18 protein-coding genes are annotated in these 20578 nt (G+C 63.7%); 7 read left to right on the top strand and 11 right to left on the bottom strand.

Annotated features, from left to right (window positions below):
• Window positions 1-5: 5 nt before the first annotated feature.
• Window positions 6-1244: a nucleoside recognition domain-containing protein gene (locus tag AC56LR_RS07920; RefSeq protein WP_497129297.1), complete on the bottom strand. Its 1239-nt coding sequence runs from the start codon at window positions 1242-1244 to the stop codon at window positions 6-8.
• A gap of 167 nt (window positions 1245-1411) precedes the next feature.
• Between AC56LR_RS07920 and AC56LR_RS07915 the strand changes: the two genes are divergently transcribed.
• From AC56LR_RS07915 to AC56LR_RS07905, 3 genes are all read left to right on the top strand, one after another.
• The gene (locus tag AC56LR_RS07915; RefSeq protein WP_497129296.1) at window positions 1412-3205 is read left to right on the top strand and encodes an ABC transporter substrate-binding protein; all 1794 of its coding nucleotides are present in this window, start codon (window positions 1412-1414) and stop codon (window positions 3203-3205) included.
• 186 nt (window positions 3206-3391) lie between these two features.
• Complete coding sequence (locus AC56LR_RS07910) at window positions 3392-6241, top strand: TonB-dependent receptor domain-containing protein (RefSeq protein WP_497129295.1); 2850 nt, start codon at window positions 3392-3394, stop codon at window positions 6239-6241.
• Window positions 6242-6387: 146 nt separating this feature from the next.
• On the top strand, window positions 6388-7437 hold the full coding sequence (locus tag AC56LR_RS07905) for a S66 peptidase family protein (RefSeq protein ID WP_497129294.1): 1050 nt from the start codon (window positions 6388-6390) through the stop codon (window positions 7435-7437).
• A gap of 12 nt (window positions 7438-7449) precedes the next feature.
• On the opposite strand, the gene AC56LR_RS07900 is transcribed toward AC56LR_RS07905, so the two are convergent.
• Window positions 7450-8523: a hypothetical protein gene (locus tag AC56LR_RS07900; RefSeq protein ID WP_497129293.1), complete on the bottom strand. Its 1074-nt coding sequence runs from the start codon at window positions 8521-8523 to the stop codon at window positions 7450-7452.
• 142 nt (window positions 8524-8665) lie between these two features.
• Between AC56LR_RS07900 and AC56LR_RS07895 the strand changes: the two genes are divergently transcribed.
• Complete coding sequence (locus AC56LR_RS07895) at window positions 8666-10045, top strand: hypothetical protein (RefSeq protein WP_497129292.1); 1380 nt, start codon at window positions 8666-8668, stop codon at window positions 10043-10045.
• On the opposite strand, the gene AC56LR_RS07890 is transcribed toward AC56LR_RS07895, so the two are convergent.
• From AC56LR_RS07890 to AC56LR_RS07860, 7 genes are all read right to left on the bottom strand, one after another.
• Window positions 10042-10584: a GNAT family N-acetyltransferase gene (locus AC56LR_RS07890; RefSeq protein WP_497129291.1), complete on the bottom strand. Its 543-nt coding sequence runs from the start codon at window positions 10582-10584 to the stop codon at window positions 10042-10044. The genes AC56LR_RS07895 and AC56LR_RS07890 overlap by 4 nt on opposite strands.
• Window positions 10581-11708 (bottom strand): acyl-CoA dehydrogenase family protein, encoded by a 1128-nt coding sequence (locus AC56LR_RS07885; RefSeq protein WP_497129290.1) that lies wholly within the window; start codon window positions 11706-11708, stop codon window positions 10581-10583. Before AC56LR_RS07885 ends, AC56LR_RS07890 begins: the two co-directional genes overlap by 4 nt.
• A 33-nt stretch (window positions 11709-11741) precedes the next feature.
• Window positions 11742-12410 carry an SDR family oxidoreductase gene (locus AC56LR_RS07880; protein WP_497129289.1) on the bottom strand — a complete coding sequence of 223 codons (669 nt, stop codon included), beginning with the start codon at window positions 12408-12410 and terminating at the stop codon, window positions 11742-11744.
• Window positions 12411-12576: 166 nt separating this feature from the next.
• On the bottom strand, window positions 12577-13776 hold the full coding sequence (locus tag AC56LR_RS07875; protein ID WP_497129287.1) for an acetyl-CoA C-acyltransferase: 1200 nt from the start codon (window positions 13774-13776) through the stop codon (window positions 12577-12579).
• Window positions 13769-15607 carry a bifunctional isocitrate dehydrogenase kinase/phosphatase gene (aceK, locus tag AC56LR_RS07870; protein ID WP_497129285.1) on the bottom strand — a complete coding sequence of 613 codons (1839 nt, stop codon included), beginning with the start codon at window positions 15605-15607 and terminating at the stop codon, window positions 13769-13771. The genes AC56LR_RS07875 and aceK overlap by 8 nt, the downstream gene beginning before the upstream one ends.
• Before the next feature lie 171 nt (window positions 15608-15778).
• Window positions 15779-16963 (bottom strand): isovaleryl-CoA dehydrogenase, encoded by a 1185-nt coding sequence (locus tag AC56LR_RS07865; RefSeq protein WP_497129283.1) that lies wholly within the window; start codon window positions 16961-16963, stop codon window positions 15779-15781.
• Window positions 16964-17083: 120 nt separating this feature from the next.
• Window positions 17084-17485, bottom strand: a complete 402-nt coding sequence (locus AC56LR_RS07860) for a MerR family transcriptional regulator (RefSeq protein WP_489874838.1) — start codon at window positions 17483-17485, stop codon at window positions 17084-17086.
• A 129-nt stretch (window positions 17486-17614) separates the two neighbouring features.
• Here AC56LR_RS07860 and AC56LR_RS07855 point away from each other — a divergent pair, with 129 nt between their 5' ends.
• From AC56LR_RS07855 to AC56LR_RS07845, 3 genes are all read left to right on the top strand, one after another.
• The gene (locus AC56LR_RS07855; protein ID WP_497129280.1) at window positions 17615-18667 is read left to right on the top strand and encodes an MBL fold metallo-hydrolase; all 1053 of its coding nucleotides are present in this window, start codon (window positions 17615-17617) and stop codon (window positions 18665-18667) included.
• Window positions 18668-18925: 258 nt separating this feature from the next.
• Window positions 18926-19342 (top strand): hypothetical protein, encoded by a 417-nt coding sequence (locus AC56LR_RS07850; protein WP_497129278.1) that lies wholly within the window; start codon window positions 18926-18928, stop codon window positions 19340-19342.
• 117 nt (window positions 19343-19459) lie between these two features.
• Entirely contained in the window at window positions 19460-19633 is a 174-nt protein-coding gene (locus tag AC56LR_RS07845) for a hypothetical protein (protein WP_171087040.1), read from the top strand.
• A gap of 16 nt (window positions 19634-19649) precedes the next feature.
• On the opposite strand, the gene AC56LR_RS07840 is transcribed toward AC56LR_RS07845, so the two are convergent.
• Complete coding sequence (locus AC56LR_RS07840; RefSeq protein WP_497129276.1) at window positions 19650-20243, bottom strand: UbiX family flavin prenyltransferase; 594 nt, start codon at window positions 20241-20243, stop codon at window positions 19650-19652.
• The gene (gene grxD, locus AC56LR_RS07835; RefSeq protein ID WP_497129274.1) at window positions 20236-20550 is read right to left on the bottom strand and encodes a Grx4 family monothiol glutaredoxin; all 315 of its coding nucleotides are present in this window, start codon (window positions 20548-20550) and stop codon (window positions 20236-20238) included. Before grxD ends, AC56LR_RS07840 begins: the two co-directional genes overlap by 8 nt.
• Between the last annotated feature and the right edge of the window lie 28 nt (window positions 20551-20578).

Here is a 20578-nt window from a genome sequence, read left to right as displayed (position 1 = left end):
ATCCTTTAACCGAAGAAGAGATAGGCGACGAAGATGGCGGCAATGATGCCGATCAGGTCGGCCAGCAGGCCGTAGCTGACCGCATACCGGGTCTTGCGGATGCCGACCGAGCCGAAATACAGGGCGATGATGTAGAAGGTGGTGTCGGATGCGCCCTGCAGGATGCTGGCCAGGCGGCCGACGAACGAGTCCACCCCATAGGTCTTGATCGCATCGATCATCATGGCGCGCGCGCCGCTGCCCGACAGGGATTTCATCAGCGCGGTTGGCAGGGCGCCGACGAAATCGGTCTGCAGGCCGAGTGCATTGAAGACCCAGGCGAAGCCGCTCACGATCAGGCCCAGCACGCCCGAGTTGCGCACCACGCTGATCGCCACGATCATGCCGACCAGGTAGGGAATGATCTTGATCGAGGTTTCGACGCCGGCCTTGGCGCCTTCGATGAAGGTCTCGAACACGTTGACCTTTTTCCGCAGGGCGGCCGTCATGAAGGCGGCAATCACCGAAAACAGCACCAGGTTGGCGATTACGCTCGAGACCATCTGGATCTCGGCCTTGTCGAGGAAATACGTGAAGCTGAAGACCATCGAGGCGATCAGCGCGGCGGTCCCGCCGATCCAGGCGAAGACCACCGGGTGGAGCAGGTTGATGCGCTGGCGCAGGCCGACCAGGATGATGCTGGCGATGGTCGCGGTATAGGTCGCGATCAGGGTCGGGATGAAGATGTCGGCCGGGTTGGCCGCGCCCAGCACGGCGCGCTGCGCCATCACGGCCAGCGGGATGATGGTCAGGCCCGAGGTCTGGATCACCAGGAACATCAACTGGGCGTCGGTCGCTTCGTCCTTGGTCGGGTTGAGCGACTGCAGGCTTTCCATGGCCTTCAGGCCGAAGGGCGTGGCGGCATTGTCCAGGCCCAGCATGTTGGCCGAGAAGTTCATCACCATGTGGCCGTTGGCCGGATGGTCGCGCGGCACGCCCGGGAAGATGCGCGAGAAGAAGGGCGCGATCAGGTGGGCGAAGCGCTGGATCAGGCCGGCCTTTTCGCCGACGTTCATGATCCCGAGCCAGAAAGTCATGACGCCGGCCAGCGGCAGGGCGATGTCCATCACCGCCAGCTTGGCCGCGTCGAAGGTGCCGTCGATGATGCGCTTGAAGATTTCGGTGTCGCCCATGAACAGCCATTGCGCGAGTGCCGCGATGAAGCCGACGAGGAAGAAACCGGTCCAGATGTAATTGAGTGCCATGAGTTCGCTGCCGCTGAGATACCGTTCGATTGTGCAGCGAGAGTATAGGCCGGGAATAAGCTGCACAGATGAAAGAATGCATCCGCGCCATGTGAAAAAGTTATGCCTATTGCTCCCGCAAACAGGGCGCGCATATGATACGCAACGCTTCCCACACGCCTTCGACCATGAAACTCCTGACCGCCGCCCTCCTGTCCTCTCTGCTGTGCGCGGGAGGCGCCGCCGCGCAATCCCCGGTCCGGCCCGCGCAGGCGCAGGAAAAAGTCCTGCACATGTTCCTGTCCACCAGCGAGACCGGCCTGGACCCGGCCTCCGCCTCGGACAACGCCACGCTCTCGCTGCTGGAAAACCTGTTCGACCCGCTGCTGCGCTACGACTACCTGGCGCGGCCCGCAAAGCTGCGCCCGAATACCGCCACGGCCATGCCGGAGATCAGCGCGGACGGCCTGACCTACACTTTCCGCCTCCGCCCCGGCATCTACTTCACCCCCGACCCGGCCTTCAAGGGGATAAAACGCGAGATGACGGCGCAGGACTACGTCTACAGCATCAAGCGCCTGTACAACCCGGCGCTCAAGTCGCCCTGGGCTTATATGTTCGAGGGCAAGCTCGCGGGCGACGAAGCGCTGCGCAAGAACTTCAACATTGACGCGCCCATCGCCGGCCTGCAGGCCCCGGAGCGCTACCTGCTCCGCATCCGCTTGAGCGCCCCGGACAACAACTTCCTGTTTTACCTGGCCACCACCGCCACCGGCGTGGTGGCGCGTGAAGTGATCGAGGCCTATCCGGGCCAGGCGGGCAACCACCCGGTCGGCACCGGCCCCTTCATGATCAAGGAGTGGAAGCGCAGCGACCGCATCATCCTGGCGGCCAACCCCTATTCGAGCGCCATATTCCAGGCCACGCCCGGCGACAACCCAGAGGATAAAGCCATCGCCGCGGCATTGAACGGCAAGCGCCTGCCGCGCGTGGACCGCGTCGAGGTGCGCATCGCCGAGGAATTCCAGGGCCGCATGCTCGGCTTCCTGAATGCCGAATACGATTATCTCGAGCAGATTCCCGAGTCGATGACCGACATGGTGGTGCGGGACGGCCAACTGAAGCCCGAACTGGCGGCGCGCGGCATCGTGCTGTCGCGCTTCCCGGTGCTGCAGACCTATTACATGTGGATGAACATGACCGACCCGGTCATCGGCGGCTACGGCAAGGACAAGCTGGCGCTGCGCCGCGCGATCTCGATGGCCTACAACAATGCCGAGGACATCGCGCTGCTGAAAAAAGGCTTCGCGATCAAGGCCGAGTCGCCGCTGCCGCCGAACGTGCTCGGTTACGACCCGGCCTACCGCAGCCCGGTGCCCTACGACCCGGCGCTGGCGAACGCGCTGCTCGACCGCCACGGCTACCACCGGCGCGATCCGGACGGGTTCAGGCGCACGCCGGACAACCGCCCGCTCACCCTCACCATGCACAGCGAAGCGACCGTGGGCGGACGCCTGCGCGACGAACTGTGGCGCAAATGTCTGAACGCGATCGGCCTGCGTGTCACCTTCAAGTCGGACAAGAAGACCGAGATCATCAAGGCCTCGCGCCTGGGCACGGTCCAGATGTTCGAAAGTAACTGGATCGCCGACTTCCCGGACGGCGACAATTTTTATCAGCTGCTGTATGGGCCGAACGCCGGGCGCGCGAATTACTCGCGCTTCAACCTGCCGGCCTATAACGAGCGCTATGAAAAAGCGCGTGCATTGAAGGATGGGCCGGAGCGCCAGAAGCTGTATCTCGAGATGAACCAGCTGATCCACGCGTGGAACCCGTGGGTGCCGTTGACCCATGTGCTGTCGGGGGACCTGCGCCATCCGTGGTTGAAAAACTACAAACGCCATCCGGTTGAATTTACGCAGTGGCGCTATCTGGATGTCGATGTTGCGCAAAGAGCACGGTCCTCCCGGGCCAGGCGCTAGATTTCGTGAGTTTTTCCCAAATAAAACATTCCTGTTAGTTATACTGGCCGCCAGATATTTCATTGGATAGCGCCAAATAACCCGGCGTACCCTGAAATTGAAAAAATAACGTAATGCCAAGACATTACACATATACGAGCCGGTGTTGACTCCCCGGCCGCCCAGGGAAAACGTTAGGAGAAACGCGTGAAGTTAAAGAAGCTTGCCCATTTGATCGCCCTGATCGGCATAGTCGGCCCTGCAATGGCCCAGGACGTCCCGGTCACCGGCAAAATCCAGCGTGTCGAGATCACCGGCAGTAGCATCAAACGTATTGCCAAGGAAGGCGCACTGCCCCTCGAGATCATCTCGCGCAAGCAGCTTGAAGACCAGGGCATCGTCAGTGCCGAGCAGCTGATCGCGACCCTGAACATCAATGGCAACGGTTCCGACAACCTGGCCTCGAACGCCGACGTCACCTCCGGCGCCCAGCGCGGCAACAACGGCGCTTCGTCGGCCAACCTGCGCGGCCAGGGCGCCGACTCGACCTTGGTGCTGCTCAACGGCCGCCGCATCGCGACGCACGGCATGAAGGGTTCGGCAGTCGACCTGAACTCGATCCCGATGTCGGCGGTCGACCGCGTCGAAGTGCTGAAGGACGGCGCTTCCGCGATCTACGGCACCGATGCAATCGGCGGCGTCATCAACTTCATCCTGAAAAAGAACTACAAGGGCCTGGAAGCCCAGGGCTTCGTCGACGTCACCGAGGCGGGCGGCAGCGAGATCGGCCGCGCTTCGCTCACCGGCGGCTGGGGCGACCTGGATAGCGACGGATGGAACGTGCTGGCCACCTTCTCGCACCGCGAAAACAAGGCCCTGCGCGGCGACCAGCGCGACTTCGTGAACACCTTCCAGCCGGACCGCGGCGTGTCGGTGGATACCCGCGGTTCGCCAAGCGGCAACGTGTTCGCCACCACCGTCGGCCCATCGCTTCTGTCGCGCACCGGCACCGGCCCGACCATCCCGGGCGGCGGCACCACCACCTATAACGGCATCAGCATCCTCGACCTGCCGGGCGGCCCTGGCTGCGCCAGCATCGACGGCATGGGGCCGTACGACGAGAAGCTGTGGAACAGCGCCGGCGCCGCCTATGGCTGCGCCTGGGACACCGGCCGCGCTGCCGTGCTGCAGCAGCCGGTCAAGAGCAGCAATGCGCTGGCGCGCGCCACCTTCCAGTCGGGCGAGCACCAGTTCTTCGTCGAAGCCGTGGGCTCGAACGTCGAAGTGGCCAAGCGCTTCTCGCCGAACCAGATTTCGCCGGGCACCACCACCTTCCCGGCCAGCTCGTTCTATCCGCGCACCGGCGCCGCCTACGACACCGTGTACAACGCACTGGTCAAGGTGTTCCCGAGCATCTCGGCCAACTACGGCCTGCCGATCGCCTACCGCTGGCGCTGCATGGAGTGCGGCAACCGCGAGATCGTCACCGAATCGAAGGCCGCGCGCCTGCTGATCGGCGCCGACGGCCCGGTCAACCTGTTCGGCAAGCGTTTCGACTACCGCACCGGCGTCTCGCGCGCCTTCAGCGAATCGGAGTCGCTGCTGGGCACGGGCTACAACTACACCGTCGCCCTGGCCAACGCGCTGGGCACCGGCAAGATCAACCCCTTCCTGCTGCCGGGCCAGCAACAGTCGCAGGAAGCGATCGACCTGATCAAGAGCACCTCGGCCGCCGGCGTCATCATGTACGGCGGCAAGACCATCCTGAGCCAGGTCGACGGCGCGCTCTCGGGCGAGCTGTTCAACCTTCCGGCCGGCACCGTGATGGGCGCGGTCGGCTTCGACCTGCGTCGCGAAGAGTACAAGTTCAACGGCGACAAGCGCGCAGCGGGTGCCCGCCCGGCGATCCTGAATGCGCCCTTCGACGATCCGAATGCGCTGGATGGCGTGCACCGCGACATCAAGGCCGTCTACGCCGAGCTGCTGATCCCGGTGATCACCAACCTGGACGTGACGCTGGCGATCCGCCGCGACCACTACAGCGGCATCGGCAGCACCACCAACCCGAAGATCTCGTTCCGCTACCAGCCGATCCCGCAGCTGCTGTTCCGCGGCTCGTACAACGAAGGCTTCCGCGCCCCGTCGTTCAACCAGCTGTACAACGGCATCACCGAGTCGCCGTACGCCGGCAAGGACCTGGTCGATCCGTCCAGGTGCCCGACCGGCCTGGTCGACGCGACCAAGCCTGGCTGCGAAGCGATCACCCCGAACATCTACACCGGTGGTAAATCGAACCTGGGTCCGGAAACTGCGAAGCAGGGCACCGTCGGCGTCGTGATCGAGCCGTTCAACTGGTTCTCGGCCAATGCCGACATCTGGGAAGTGCGCAAGCAGAACACCATCGATTCGTTCAACACCGCGACCATGGTGGCGAACTACAACCTGTTCTCGGAGAACTTCATCCGCGACGCGGCGGGCAACATCGCCTTCATCGACCAGCGCTGGGTCAACGCCGGCGAGCGCACCACCCGCGGCCTCGAGCTGGGTGCCCGCTTCAACGGCAAGTTCAGCACCGGTGCAATCTGGACCGTGGGCATGGACGGTTCGCGCCTGCTGGAGAAGAAGTCGCGCGCCACCACCAATGCCCAATTCGGCAAGAGCGAAGTGGGCCGCTTCACCTTCACCGGCGACCTGGGCCTGAAGTGGAAGCACAGCGCCTATGTGACCTACAAGTACGGCAACTGGAGCGGCCTGTTCCAGAACATCTACCGTTCGGGTTACGACGACCAGGTGCTGCCGGGTGTCGCCAATGGCCTGGTGAAGCCGTCCAACTACAATCCGAAAGTGGACGATTATTCGATCTTCAACCTGAGCGCGAACTACACCGGCTTCAAGAACCTGACGCTGACCGCGGGCGTGAAGAACATCTTCGACGAAGATCCACCGTTCGCGATCACCTACGACGGCAACACCGGCGCCGGCAGCTCGTGGGAGCCACGCGTGGCCGACCCGCGCGGCCGCTCGTTCACCCTGATGGCGACCTACAAGTTCTTCTAAGTTGACCGTTTATGGCGGCCCGCTGTCGAGGGAGGCGCAAGCCTTTCGCGGCGCGGGCCGTTTTTCTTTGGGGTGGATGGCATGAACAGTGGCAGCGTTCATACTTCCCAGTCACCTCGGCACGATAACTGTTTAGCGGTCCTCGCATGACTATCACCCGGCGCGGCTTCGGCGTCCTCACCGCAGCAGGCATCGCCGCCAGCTTTCCCTGCCTGGCTGGCGCGGCACCGCGCCGCCCCACCAAAAAGCTCATCAAACCCCCGCGCCTGCGCACCGGCGACCTGGTCGGCCTGATCGCCCCCGGTGGCTACACCAACGAGCGTTCCATCGACAAGGCGGTCCGCAACATCGAAGCGCTGGGCCTGCGCGTGAAAGTGGGTACTTACCTGCGGGCCGCGCACGGCAACTACGCCGGCTCGGTGCAGCAGCGCCTGGCCGACCTGCAGGCGATGTTCGCCGATCCGGAAGTGAAGATGATCTGGCCGATCCGCGGCGGCTCCGGCTGCATTTCGCTGCTGGCGAACCTGGACTATGGCCTCATCCGCCGCAACCCCAAAATCCTGCTTGGCTACTCGGACATCACGGCGCTGCACCTGGCCATCTACAACAAGACCGGCCTGGTAACCTTCCACGGCCCGGTAGCCTCGTCGACGCTGTCGGACTATTCGCGCGAGCACATGATGGCCGTGCTCACCGATCCGCGCGCGCCCTACACGATCCCGATGGCCCCGGAGAACGCGCTGCGCGCCCAGGCCGAGCCGCATTACGGCATCCGCACCGTCACCGCGGGCGTGGCGACCGGGCCGCTCATGGGCGGCAACCTGTCGCTGGTGGCGGCGCTCGCCGGCACGCCATATGCGGCGAACTTCCGCGACAGTTTGCTGTTCCTCGAAGAAGTCGACGAAGCGCCCTACCGGCTGGACCGCTGGCTGACCCAGCTCGATTTGTCGGTGGGGCTGGCCAATGCCGCGGCGGTGATCGTCGGCATTTGCGAAGACTGCAAGCCCGAGCCTGACCGGCCTTCGCTGACGCTGGACGACACGTTCGCCCAGCACCTGAACCGCCTGACGATACCGGCGGTGACGGGCTACTCGATCGGCCATATCCGCAACCAGTTCACGCTGCCGATCGGCGTGCGCGCCAGGCTCGATACCGCGGCGCAGAGCGTGACGCTGCTGGAAGCCGCGGTGTCCTGAACCGCCCGGGTCTTACTCGGCTGTGAAGCGGAACTTGACTGGGTAAATGAGTTCGCACGGGCTGCCGTCGCAGATGCCGGGCTTGAAGCGCTGCGTCATCGCGACCATGCCCACATAGCGCCCCAGTTCCGGGTGCGGAGCGCCGATCATCGTCGCATTTTTCGGCACGCCATCCTTGCCGATCAAGGTATAGAGCGTCAGCTCGCCCTGGAAGTCGGTGAACTTCTTGTAGACGTTGGCGATGGCTGTGTACATCGCGCGCGTGCCCTTGAGCGGATAGGGCGGCTCGTCGCCCGGCGCCAGGCCCGGGTAGTCTTCGCGCACCACGTTCTTTTGCTGCTCGGTGAGCTGCTCCCAGGAGGCATCGTAAGGGACGGTGCCAATGACACGGTCCATGCGCAGCATCGATCCAAGGCCCTTGCCGTCCTTGATCGCAAAGCGGTCTTCCGACACGCCTGCGTGGGACGGCGCGGTGCTTACGAGATACCCGTTGCGGAATTCGCCGCTGGCGACGCGGCCGCTGCCGGCATAGGTGATTTTGCCCTGGCCGTGGAAGCGGTCGTTGGCCCATTGCCCTTCGTAGCTGCCGCCCAGCGCGAACACGGCCTTGCCCTGCCCGTGGCGCTTGCCGGCCTTCCATTCGCCTGCGTAGGTCGACCGGTCCGGCGCGACATGCTCCCCCACGCCTTCGCGCATCCCGTCGACGACGCCGCCCTCGTACATTCCGTCGCCATTGGTATGCTTGAAGAAGCCGGCGCCGTGCGGCAGGCCCTGCCTGAACGTGCCGGTGTAGCTGCCGTCGCGGTAGCTCAAGCTGCCTTCGCCCGCGACGTCGCCGCGCACCAGGTTCGCTTCCAGCTTGCGCTTGCCCTCGCCGGGCACGCGCCATTCGAGCACGCCCCGGCCCTCGGCGTAACCGTCCTTGCAGGCGCCGCTCCACGAGATGGCGTCGCCCGCCGGACGCGGCATGACCGCCGCGATGCGGCAGTCCGCTTTACCGATGTAGGCAGCCGGTTCGGCAGCCTGGGCGGCGCCGGTCAGGCACAGGGAGAAGAGCAGGGGCAGGGCTGGGCGGAATGCGGGCATGCTGGAAGTGGCGAGAATAGGAAATGCCTATTCTATGGGCGTTGGCGCCATCCAACAAAGCGATATTGAACTAACTTGGCACATAGACATATTGTCTTTTGGTAAGTACACTTGTCTGTTGGTCCACATTTATTCCCTACACATGAACTTCCTCACACAGCTTGCCGCCATCGGGCGGCAGCTAGCCTCGTTTGCCGCCGTCCTCGCCATCGCCGGCTGCGCGACCGTCCCGGTCGATACCTATGCCCACTTCACCGCAGCCGAGGTCGAGGCCTTCCTGGCGCAAAAGGCGGCGCAGGCCGGTGCGCGCAAGCCGGCCGCGCTGGGCGCCGCCTACACCACGATGGAAGAGCGCGCACTCACCGATGGACGAACCTACATCTGTAACGGCACCTATCGCTTTACCAAGGTCACCGATTGGGTGATCACGCCGGCCGCCAATGGCGCCTTTTCCGCCAAGCAGGTCGAGGTCACCAGTTGCGTGGCGCCGTACAACTACGAAGTGGTGAACCGTGAAGGGCGGGTGATCGGCGAGGAAGTCTTCATCAAGTTCCCGCTCGAGGGTGATGCCGTCGCGCTGCGCCAATACCGCAAGAACGGCGCCCGCCTGGTGTACGAAGGCGCCCACTGGAAGCGCAACGGCCTGCCGCTGTTCTCGCCTTTGTCGGCGGACAACAAGGCGATCAATGGTGCGGAAGAGTTCCAGTACTACCCGATCAGCCCCATCAAATGGACCCCTGCCCGCCAGCGCGAGCTGCTGCAAATGGCCGAGGACTACCACGCCGCGGCCGATGCATCGAAGCAGGCCAAGGCAGCGCAGGATGCGGCCGATGCCGAAGAACGCCAGGAGGAGCAGCGCAGGCTGGCCGCGGCGCTGCGGCAGTTCAGCGATACCTTTGCCAAGGAGACTGCGCAGAACAACGTCAACATCGAGCGCTCGAACGCCAACCTGCGCCGGGCGCAGCAACTGCAAGCGAATCACTACGCGCGCCAGGCCGAGATCGCCAAGCGCGAACAGCGGGCCAAGGAATACATCGCCGGCAACCACCGCGACGATGCACCGGTAGCCCAGGCCCCGGCCGGCAACGCCAGGACGCAGGCACGCGCGGTGGCGGCGAAGCCGGAGAAGCCGGAGAAGGTGGCAGCGCGGGCCATGCCGGCCCAGGCATGGACCCCGAGCGCCAGTCCCCCCGCAGCGCTGCCTGCGCGTGAGCCGGCGCGCGCGCCTGAGCAAGAGCGCGCCCAGATCGGAGACGATCCGCGCAGCTGCGTGTCGGCGCCGACCTTCGGCCGCGACCCGAACTGCAAGGAAGGCATTTCGGCCGCGATCACGAACGGATGCGACCATACGGTCGAGGCAAAGATGTGCTTCTTCACGACCAAGGGCAAATGGACTTGCGGCGCGACCTTCGGCATCAATCCGGGCAAGCGCTGGTCGCACGCCTCGTGCTTCGGCACCTCGCGCATTTTCTACGACGTGCGGCGCAAGGGCGACAACCGCAAGTTCGCTTCCCCGGACTAAGCCCGTTCCAGGCGCAGGCTCATCGACACGGCGCCGACCGGCACGCCCCGGATGCGGTACAGGTCGGGCACTTCGCCGGTGACGTGAAAGCCGGTGCGCACATAGAGCCCACGGGCCTTGTGGTTCTGCGACATCACTTCCAGGTCGACCCAGTCGAGGGTCGGCATGCTGCGGGCCCAGGCCAGGGCCTCCTGCACCAGCCGCGTGCCCAGGCCCGCGCGGCGCTGGTCGTGGCGCACGCCCATGCCGAGCAGGGTGCGGTGGCTGGACGCCGTGTCAAGGTAGCCGCGCAGGTCGATATGCCCGGCGATCGCGCCCGCCGCGTCGAGCGCGATCCAGACATGGCGCCAGCCCGGTTCTCCGGCAGGTGTCGCCACGCCGCTTGCAAAGCGTTCCTGCATCGCCGGCGGCACGCCGGCGTCGGTCGGCTCCATCGGCTGGAACAGGACGCCGTCGCGGCCATTCTCGGCCAGCTGCTCGCCCAGGTAGGCGAACAGCGCCGGCAGGTCGCCGGCGGTCGCCGGACGGATGGCGATCACAGTGCGCGCGCGATCAGGATCTTCTGGATGTCGCTGGTGCCTTCGTAGATCTGGCACACGCGCACGTCGCGGTAGATGCGCTCGACCGGGAAGTCGGCCACATAGCCGTAGCCGCCGAATACCTGCATCGCATTCGACACCACGCGCTCGGCCATCTCGGAGGCGAACAGCTTGGCCATCGCGGCTTCCTTCAGGCAGGGCAGGCCGGCATCCTTCATCGACGCCGCGTGCAGGATCAGCTGGCGCGCCGCCTCGATCTGCATCGCCATCTCGGCCAGGCGGAACTGCACCGACTGGTGCTCGAAGATCGGCTTGCCGAAGCTCTCGCGGTCTTTCGAATACGCCAGCGCCGCCTCGTACGCGGCGCGCGCCATGCCGACCGACTGCGAGGCGATGCCGATGCGGCCGCCCTCGAGGCCCGACAGGGCGATCTTGTAGCCCATGCCCTCGTTGCCGATCAGGTTTTTCGCCGGGACGCGGCAGTTCTCGAACAGGATCTGCGCGGTGTCGGACGAATGCTGGCCCATCTTTTCTTCGATGCCGGCGACGATGTAGCCGGGCGTATTGGTCGGCACCCAGAAGGCGCTGATGCCCTTCTTGCCGGCCGCCTTGCTTGTTACGGCCATGACGATGGCCACGTCGCCGTATTTGCCGCTGGTGATGAACTGCTTGGTGCCGTTGATGACGTAATCATCGCCGTCGCGTACCGCCGTGGTGCGCAAGGCGGAGGCATCGCTGCCGGTGTGCGGCTCGGTGAGCGCGAAGGCGCCCAGCATGTCGCCTTGCGCCAGTGGGCGCAGGAAGCGCTCTTTTTGTTCGTCGTTCGCATACATCATGGCGATGCTGCAGACCGGGCAGTTGTTGACCGAGATGATGGTCGAGGTGCCGCCGTCGCCGGCCGCGATTTCTTCCAGCACCAGCGCCAGCGACACGTAGTCGAGGCCCGCGCCGCCATATTGTTCCGGCACCGCGACGCCGAAGGCGCCCAATGCGGCCAGTTCCTTCAGCTCTTCTTTCGGGAAGCTGTGTTCCTTGTCGCGGCGGGCGGCGCCGGGGGCCAGGCGCTCCTGCGAAAAGCTGCGCAGGGCGTCGCGGATCATCTGGTGTTCTTCGCTCAGTATCATCTTGTCTCGTTGTCTTGTTATGGGATGTGCGGCTTACCAGGGAATCGGTTCGCCGTCGTGGTTCAGGAAGCTGCCGTTGCTGGACGCGTCGAGCCTCGCCAGCGTGGCGCGCAGGTCGCTCACGCTTTGTTCGACGTTCAAGGGCGCGCCTGCTCCGCCCATGTCGGTCTGGACCCAGCCCGGATGGAAGGCAACGCAGGTCACGCCTTGCGCGCCATATGTGATGGCGGCGTCGGCCAGCACCGAATTGAGCGCGGCCTTGCTGGCGCGGTAGAGCGTGCCTTCGGTGCTGTGGCGCGCGCCGATCGAGCCCATTTTGGAGGACAGCACCGCCAGCTTGCCGCGCGCATTGGCCACCAGCGGCGCCACGACCGGGATCAGGCGCATTGCGGACAGCACATTGGTGTGCATGACGGTGTCGAATTCGGGACCGGTCGGGAAGCTCGTATGCGGCGGGCCATAGACGCCGGCGACCAGCCAGGCCGCGTCGACCTGTTCGTCGTCGAGCCGCCAGGCCAGTGCGGCGATCGAGTCGGCATCGAGCACGTCGAGCTGGTGGGCTTCGGCGCCCATCTGCGCGAGTGCGTCGCAGTCTTCCTGCTTGCGGGCGGTGGCGATCACGCGCCAGCCATCAAGACGGTACTGGCGCACCATCTCGCGGCCGATGCCGCGCGAGGCGCCGAGGATCAGGGCAGTGGGCATGACAGGCTCCTTGTCATTTGTAGGGTGGTCGGCTGTGCCGACCGCGCGTTCAATCGCATGCTATGCCAATACGCGTGTTCCGGTTGAACGCGCGGTCGGGGGACCCGACCACCCTACGATTCGTGGTTAATCTGGCAAATATGCCCCCATTAACCACATTCCGTGTTTAAACCAGCTCGATCGCCATCGCAGTCGCTTCACCGCCACCGATGCACAGCGACGCCACGCCGCGCTTGCCGCCGGTGCGCTTGAGCGCGCCCAGCAGGGTCACGATGATGCGCGCGCCCGAGGCGCCGATCGGGTGGCCCAGCGCGCAGGCGCCGCCGTGGATGTTGACCTTGTTGTGCGGGATGCCGAGGTCGCGCATGGCCGCCATCGGCACCGCGGCGAAGGCCTCGTTGATCTCGAACAGGTCGACGTCGGCAGCAGTCCAGCCGGTCTTCTTGAAGAGCTTTTGCATCGCGCCGATCGGGGCGGTGGTGAACAGGTTCGGCTCCTGGGCGAAGGTGGCGTGGCCGATCACGCGGGCGATCGGGGTCAGGCCCAGTTCTTTCGCTTTCGATTCGCGCATCATCACCAGGGCGGCGGCGCCGTCGTTGATCGACGAGGACGAGGCGGCGGTCACGGTGCCGTCCTTCTTGAAGGCAGGCTTGAGCGACGGGATCTTGTCGACCTTGGCCTTCATCGGGCCTTCGTCCTTCTCGATCACCAGTTCGCCGGTGCGGGTGGCGACGGAGACCGGCGCGACTTCCCAGTTGAACCAGCCTTCGTTGTTGGCGGCCTGGGCACGCTTGACCGATTCAATCGCGAAGTTGTCCTGCTCTTCGCGCGAGAACTGGTAAGTGGCGACGCATTCTTCGGCGAAGGTGCCCATCGAACGGCCTTCGCCGGTCTTCTCGTTGCGCGAGTAGGCGTCTTCCAGGCCGTCGAGCATCATGTGGTCGAACATCGGCGCATGGCCGATGCGGTAGCCGCCGCGCGCCTTCGGGATCAGGTAGGGCGCGTTGGTCATCGACTCCATGCCGCCCGCGACGACGATGTCGGCGCTGCCGGCGACCAGCTGGTCGTGGGCGAAGATCGCGGCCTGCATCGCCGAGCCGCACATTTTCGAGAGGGTGACGGCGCCGACCGACATCGGCAGGCCGGCCTTGATCAGCGCCTGGCGCGCCGGGGCCTGGCCCTGGCCGGCCATCAGGCAGTTGCCGAAGTAGACGTGTTCGACGCTGTCGGCTGCGACGCCGGCGCGTTCCACCGCGGCCTTGATCGCCACCGCGCCGAGGTCGCTCGCCGACTTCGACGAGAAATCGCCCTGGAAGGCACCCATCGGGGTACGGGCGGCGCCAACGATAACGACTGGATCATTCATGGTGTGTGTTCTCCAAAAGGGTTGGCTGTGCAGGTGAATGCTGCGGCGCCGGGGTGGGGATAGCCTGGGAATGGCAAAAGCGGATCTGCTGCGGATACGGGAAGACGTCGTCGACGACGCCCGCCAGGATACGGTCCTTGTGGGACTGCCAGTAATCGCGGGTGAGCAAATCCGCGTGGTGTTTCATAAAGTAGTGACGGATCCTGGGATTTCCAAGCAGGAAGCGGCCGAATTGTTCCGGGAAGACGTCGTGCTTGCCGATCGGGTACCAGGGCTCGGCCGACATCTCGTCTTCTTCGTTGCGCGCTTGCGGAATATCGCGGAACTGGCAGTCGGTTAAATATTCGATTTCATCGTAATCATAAAACACGACGCGGCCATGGCGGGTGACGCCGAAATTTTTGTACAGCATGTCGCCCGGGAAGATATTCGCCGCGACCAGGTCCTTGATCGCATTGCCATATTCGACCACGCCGTGCTCGATGCGTTCTTCATTGCCCTGTTCCTGCGCATTGCCGAGATAGATATTCAGCGGCACCATGCGGCGCTCGATATACAGGTGGCGCACGATAATCCGCTCGCCTTCGATCTCGACCAGCGAGGGCGCGAATTGCTGCAGCTCGGCCAGCAGCTCTTCCGAAAAGCGCGCCAGCGGAAAGGCGACGTCGGAATATTCGAGGGTATCCGCCATGCGCCCCACGCGGTCGTGGTGCTTCACCAAGAGGTATTTTTCCTTGACCAGCGCGCGCGTGGTGTCCTTCGGCGGCGGATAGAAATCCTTGATCACCTTGAACACATAGGGGAAGGACGGCAGCTCGAACACCAGCATCACCAGCCCGCGGATGCCGGGCGCGATCTGGAAGCGATCCGAGCTGTGCTTGAGGTGCTGCAGGTAGTCGCGGTAGAACAGGGTCTTGCCCTGCTTCTGCAGGCCCAGCACCGTGTAGATTTCGCTGCGCGGCTTGCGCGGCATCAGGCTGCGTAAAAAGCCCACGAACGCCGACGGCACTTCCATGTCTACCAAAAAGTAGGCACGGGTGAAGCTGAAGAGCAGGGTGATGTGATACACGTCGGTCAGCACCGTGTCGAGTACCAGCCGCTGCTCCCGGTTGTGCAGCACCGGGATCACGAAGGGGTAGTCGCGCGGGCCATTGATGGCGCGGCCGACGATATACGCGCCCTTGTTGCGAAAGAAAGGGCTCGACAGCACTTGCAGCTGCAGATTCGGCTCGGCCTGGTCGAGCCCGAAAGCTTCGATCATGCGCGCTTCGACCTGCGCGGCATCGCGGTCGAGGTCGGCGAACGGGACGTTCAGCTGGAAATTGGTGACGACGCGCTTGAGCGCGCAGCGCAGGCCGTCCGCCGCCGGGTAATACACGCGGTAGGTCGGCTGCAGCTCGTCAGTCTCGATGTACTCGGTGGAGATCACCGGGCGCACGAAGATATAGTCGTTATGGTAATAGCTGCGGTGCAAAATGATGCAGCTGACCGAATTGAAGAAGGTTTCGGCCAGTTCCGGCTGCTTGTGGCCCGAGAGCAGGCCGATATAGTGCAGCTTGGTTTCGCGCCAGACCAGGTCGGTGAGTTCCTCGGCGGCGTACTCGTCCTCGAGCACGTGCACGCATTCCTGCACCCGCTGGTCGTAGTAATCGATGCGCTCGCGCGCCGCCTGTTGCGCGGTGCCCCAGTCGGCCGTCTCGAAATAGCGCTTGGCCTGCTGGCTGGCCTGGCGGAACAGGCGGTAATGCTTGTCGAAGCCATCCAGGATGGTGCGCGCGATGTCGAAGGCGATCTGGGAAGACAGCAGTTTGGGGAACGCTTGGCTGGTCATCGTTCGTCTCGCGCGCGGGCTGGGAAAGCGGACATTCTAGCAATGTAGGGTGGTCGGGTCCTCCCGACCGCGCGTTCATCCAGCCGATGCGTTATCTATATGCCGGTTATCGTTGAACGCGCGGTCGGCAAAGCCGACCACCCTACGAACGGCATACGCCATTGAAATGCCTTACATCGTCTCGCCAAACAGCTCACGCCCGATCAGCATGCGGCGGATCTCGCTGGTGCCCGCGCCGATCTCGTACAGCTTGGCGTCGCGCCACAGGCGGCCGACCGGGTATTCGTTGATGTAGCCGTTGCCGCCCAGGGTCTGGATCGCTTCGCCCGCCATCCAGGTCGCCTTTTCAGCCGAATAAAGAATCGCGCCGGCGGCGTCCTTGCGCAGGGCGCGCACGGCGGCGGCGTTATCCGCGCGGTCGCAGGCCTGGCCGACGGCATACACGTAGGCGCGGCAAGCCATCATGGTCGAATACATGTCGGCGATCTTGCCCTGCATGAGCTGGAACTCGCCGATGGCCTGGCCGAACTGCTTGCGCTCGTGGATATAAGGCACCACCGAATCCATGCAGGCCGACATGATGCCCAGCGGACCGCCCGACAGCACGGTGCGCTCGAAGTCCAGGCCCGACATCAGCACGTTCACGCCCTTGCCCAGGCCGCCCAGCACGTTCTCGACCGGCACTTCGCAATCCTGGAACACCAGTTCGCCCGTGTGCGAGCCGCGCATGCCCAGCTTGTCGAGCTTTTGCGCGATCGAGAAACCTTTAAAGCCTTTTTCGATCAGGAAGGCGGTCATGCCGCGCGGGCCGGCTTCCAGGTCGGTCTTGGCGTAGACCACCAGGGTGTCGGCGTCGGGGCCGTTGGTGATCCACATCTTGGTGCCGTTGAGCACGTAGCGATCGCCCTTGAGTTCGGCCTTGAGCTTCATGCTGACGACGTCGGAACCGGCATTCGGCTCGGACATGGCCAGCGCGCCGATGTGCTCGCCCGAGATCAGCTTGGGCAGGTATTTCTGCTTCTGCTCTTCGGTGCCGTTGCGCTTGATCTGGTTGACGCACAGGTTCGAATGGGCGCCATAGGACAGGCCGACCGAGGCCGACGCGCGCGAGATTTCTTCCATCGCGATGATGTGCGCCAGATAGCCCATGTTGGCGCCGCCGTATTCCTCGCTGACGGTGATGCCCAGCAGGCCGAGCTCGCCCATCTTCTTCCACAGGTCCATCGGGAACTGGTCGGTGCGGTCGATCTCCGCGGCGCGCGGCGCGATTTCGGCTGCTGCAAACTGTTGGACTGCTTCGCGCAGCGCGGCGATGTCTTCGCCATGGTCAAAGGTCAAGCCTGGGAGATGCAGCATGTCGTCGTCCTCACGTGAACGGGTTGGGCAGATAGTGGAGTGAATCATACTCGCCTCTTACGTTAACGTAAACGTCAACCAGGAGGCGGCAAAAAGGGGCTGGACCAGCCCCGGTGTGTGTCAGGCAGCGTCCTGGCGCTCGGTACTCTCGAGCAGCAAGCGGCGGCATTCTTCCTCGTGCGCGGCAATTTCTTCCAGCGCCATCTCGATATCGGCGCGCTGCTGTTCCAGCGTCACGCGCTGGTGGGCCAACACCCCGAGGAAGCGGTCGATCTGGGCCACGGTGTCGCGCGGCGATTCGTACATGTCGACGATGCTCTTGATTTCCGACAGGGTCAGGCCGAGGCGCTTGCCGCGCAGGGTCAGCTTCAGGCGGGTACGGTCGCGCGGGGTGTAGACCCGGTTGCGCCCGCCGACGCCTTCGCGCATGGGGCTGAGCAGTCCTTGGTCTTCATAGAAACGGATGGCGCGGGCGGTGATGTCGAATTCGCGCGCCAGTTCGGCGATGGTATAGGTGACCATGGTGGGCGGTAAGGGCAAAGGAAGCAAAAGCACGGAATCGCTTAAAATCACTGCTTGGCGCATTTCCGTTTACGTTAACGTTAAACACATTGTAGCGCGCCCGCCTTTCCACGAACACGAAAGATTTCCATGAACCCGCTCGAAGCCCAGCTGGCCTATCCTTATGGCGACACGATTCCCCAGCCCGGCGTCCTGAACGAGATCGTGCCGGGGCTGGCGTGGATCCGCATGCCGCTGCCGTTTGCGCTGGATCACATCAATTTGTGGTTGCTGAAAGACGAGCGGGAGGGACGCAGCGGCTGGAGCGTGGTCGATTGCGGGGCCGGCACCGACGCGACCCGCGCCGCCTGGGAGCAGGTGCTCGCCGAAGGGCTCGATGGCGCGCCGCTGTTGCGCGTGTTCGCCACCCATTGCCATCCTGACCACGTCGGCCTGTCCGGCTGGCTCAGCAAGCGTTTCGACGCGCCGTTCTGGACCACCACGGGCGAATTCGCGTTTGCCCGCATGATGGCGGCGGCTTTGCCGGGTGTCGATGGCCCGTCGGCCATTCCGCACTTCGAGCGCCATGGCCTGACCGATGCCTCGATGCTCGAGCAAATGCGGAGCCGCAAGAATTACTATCCATCGCTGGTGCCAAGCGTGCCGGAAGCCTATACCCGCCTGCAGGACGGCGACCGGGTCGATATCGGCGGCACCGATTGGCGCGTGATCACCGGTTTCGGCCATTCGCCCGAGCATGCGTCCTTGTATTCAGAGACATTGAATATCCTGATATCCGGCGATATGGTGCTGCCGCGTATTTCGACGAATGTCTCCGTCTTCGCGGTCGAGCCGGAAGGCAATCCGCTGCAGTTGTATCTGGATTCCTTGGAAAATTTCACAAACTTGCCAGAAGACACCTTGGTCCTGCCTTCGCACGGCAAACCCTTCCGCGGCCTGCATACCCGCATCGCCCAGCTGCGTGACCACCATGCAGAGCGGCTGGCCGAAGTGGTGGCGGCTTGCGCCGAACCGAAATCGGCGGTCGATATCGTGCCGATCATGTTCCGGCGCCAACTCGATGCCCATCAGCTGAGCTTCGCCCTGGGCGAGGCACTGGCCCACCTGCATCAGCTCTGGCAGGACGGCGTGCTGCGCCGGATCAAGGGTGCGGACGCCGTGATTCGGTTCCAAATTCTGTAACAATTCACTATCCATATACCGGGTCATGTGCGGCAAAATTGCCGTGAATTGTGCGGCATCGTCATAAAATTTCCGGTAGGATATATTTTTCTCTACTTTGATTGCGTAATGAGAGAGATTCGCTGTTTATAAAACAAGCGAATTCTATTAAATAATCACATCTTTGTTAAATTTTAAGGGTATGATTATCCGCGAGGCTTCTCAGCAGTAGGGAGCGCGGCCGTCCAGGCCATCCGATTCTAATTTGTAAGTATCACAATGAATTCATCCAATGAACGGGAGAGTTTCAGCGAGCGCCTGCAGCAGGCGCTGAAGAACGCTCACTACTCGCCCGATAGCCCGACCCGCCTCGCCAGGGAATTCAATATCCGCTTCGAAGGCCGCCCGATTACCGTCCATGCCGCGCGTAAGTGGCTGGTGGGCGAAGCCATCCCGACCCAGGAAAAACTGCGCATGATTGCCCAGTGGCTGGGCGTGCCTGCCGACTGGCTGCGCTTCGGCGGCGCCGAAAGCGTGGCTGCAGGCAGCGAAGGCGGGGGCGGCGCCCGGTTCGAGTCCGCCGACGTGAAGCTGATCGCGGATTTGCAGCGTCTCGACGAACATCACCGCCAGCTCGCCCGCGAGTTCATCCGGATGCTGGTGCGCATGAACCACCAGAAGCCAGAGCAAAAATAGTTTCGCAAATGCACTTTTCGTGACTTCCGGAACGCACAAACGGCCGGGAGTGGGTCATAATCAGTCAAGTGGCGAGCGGATCCGCCGCCACTGGTCACGTCAAGGAGCAGCTGCCGCATGCGAAACAATTACGCCAATACCGCCCAGCTCAAGGAACTCATGACCGCCCCGCCGATGACGGCGGCGCGCCATGCCGAAGTGATGCGACAACGGAATGCCAAACGGCGGATGATCGAAGAAGCGCGCGAGGCTAAGAAGGCCGACGACCCGTTCGACAGCGACAAACGCTGACGTAGCGGTAAGCCGGTCAGGCGTCCGGCGCGCTTTTCATGCCGCCCCAGCGCGGGGCGTGGGTGTTGTCGAGCCCAAGCAGGTCGACCGCCCGGTCGACCGTGTGTTCGACCATCTCCTCGATGGTCGCCGGGCGATGATAGAAGCTCGGCAGCGGCGGGAACACGATCCCGCCCATTTCCGTCACCGCCGTCATATTGCGCAGATGCGCCAGGTTGAACGGCGTTTCGCGCACCATCAGCACCAGCCTGCGTCTTTCCTTGAGCATCACATCCGCCGCACGCGTGACGAGATTGTCCGACAGGCCATGGGCAACGGCCGCCAGGGTTTTCATCGAGCAGGGTGCAATGATCATGCCGTCGGTCTGGAACGAACCGCTGGCGATCGAGGCGCCGATATCGCGGTTGCGGTGGACGACATCGGCCAGGCTTTCGGCATCGCGCCGCTGCAGGCCGAGTTCCTGGTGCAGGGTAAGGGTGGCGGCGTCGGAAATCACCAGGTGAGTTTCGACGCCGGGCATGGCGTGCAGGCGCTTGAGCAGCTGCACGCCATAGGTCGCGCCGGTCGCGCCAGTGATGGCGACGATAATCCGGCGCAAACGGTCAGCCATTGTTCAGCAGGGTCTTCAGTTCGCCCGATTCGAACATTTCATTCATGATGTCCGAGCCGCCGATGAATTCGCCGCGCACGTACAGTTGCGGGATGGTCGGCCAGTTCGAATAATCCTTGATGCCCTGGCGGACTTCCGCATCGTCCAGCACATTGACGGTGGCGATATTCTCGACGCCGCAGGCTTTCAGGATCTGGATGGCGCGGCCCGAAAAGCCGCATTGCGGGAACTGGGCAGTTCCTTTCATGAAGAGCACGACCGGGGTGGTGGTCACGGTGTCTTTGATCCAGGTTTGAACGTCGCTCATGTTGTTTGCCTTCAGTGAGAATGGGTGA

It is taken from the genome of Telluria sp. ZT3P39 (assembly GCF_059685935.1).
The sequence above is the reverse complement of the archived record's forward strand: the minus strand, read 5'-3'. Positions and strand labels throughout refer to the sequence as shown.

What these genes read in the sequence shown, in the direction of transcription:
- AC56LR_RS07920 (WP_497129297.1), bottom strand. Translation starts at nt 1,244, where the DNA reads ATGGCACTCAATTACATCTGGACCGGTTTCTTCCTCGTCGGCTTCATC.
- AC56LR_RS07885 (WP_497129290.1), bottom strand. Translation starts at nt 11,708, where the DNA reads ATGATACTGAGCGAAGAACACCAGATGATCCGCGACGCCCTGCGCAGC.
- AC56LR_RS07860 (WP_489874838.1), bottom strand. Translation starts at nt 17,485, where the DNA reads ATGGTCACCTATACCATCGCCGAACTGGCGCGCGAATTCGACATCACC.
- AC56LR_RS07865 (WP_497129283.1), bottom strand. Translation starts at nt 16,963, where the DNA reads ATGCTGCATCTCCCAGGCTTGACCTTTGACCATGGCGAAGACATCGCC.
- aceK (WP_497129285.1), bottom strand. Translation starts at nt 15,607, where the DNA reads ATGACCAGCCAAGCGTTCCCCAAACTGCTGTCTTCCCAGATCGCCTTC.
- AC56LR_RS07840 (WP_497129276.1), bottom strand. Translation starts at nt 20,243, where the DNA reads ATGGCTGACCGTTTGCGCCGGATTATCGTCGCCATCACTGGCGCGACC.
- AC56LR_RS07845 (WP_171087040.1), top strand. Translation starts at nt 19,460, where the DNA reads ATGCGAAACAATTACGCCAATACCGCCCAGCTCAAGGAACTCATGACC.
- AC56LR_RS07900 (WP_497129293.1), bottom strand. Translation starts at nt 8,523, where the DNA reads ATGCCCGCATTCCGCCCAGCCCTGCCCCTGCTCTTCTCCCTGTGCCTG.
- AC56LR_RS07875 (WP_497129287.1), bottom strand. Translation starts at nt 13,776, where the DNA reads ATGAATGATCCAGTCGTTATCGTTGGCGCCGCCCGTACCCCGATGGGT.
- AC56LR_RS07880 (WP_497129289.1), bottom strand. Translation starts at nt 12,410, where the DNA reads ATGCCCACTGCCCTGATCCTCGGCGCCTCGCGCGGCATCGGCCGCGAG.
- AC56LR_RS07895 (WP_497129292.1), top strand. Translation starts at nt 8,666, where the DNA reads ATGAACTTCCTCACACAGCTTGCCGCCATCGGGCGGCAGCTAGCCTCG.
- grxD (WP_497129274.1), bottom strand. Translation starts at nt 20,550, where the DNA reads ATGAGCGACGTTCAAACCTGGATCAAAGACACCGTGACCACCACCCCG.
- AC56LR_RS07905 (WP_497129294.1), top strand. Translation starts at nt 6,388, where the DNA reads ATGACTATCACCCGGCGCGGCTTCGGCGTCCTCACCGCAGCAGGCATC.
- AC56LR_RS07855 (WP_497129280.1), top strand. Translation starts at nt 17,615, where the DNA reads ATGAACCCGCTCGAAGCCCAGCTGGCCTATCCTTATGGCGACACGATT.
- AC56LR_RS07850 (WP_497129278.1), top strand. Translation starts at nt 18,926, where the DNA reads ATGAATTCATCCAATGAACGGGAGAGTTTCAGCGAGCGCCTGCAGCAG.
- AC56LR_RS07915 (WP_497129296.1), top strand. Translation starts at nt 1,412, where the DNA reads ATGAAACTCCTGACCGCCGCCCTCCTGTCCTCTCTGCTGTGCGCGGGA.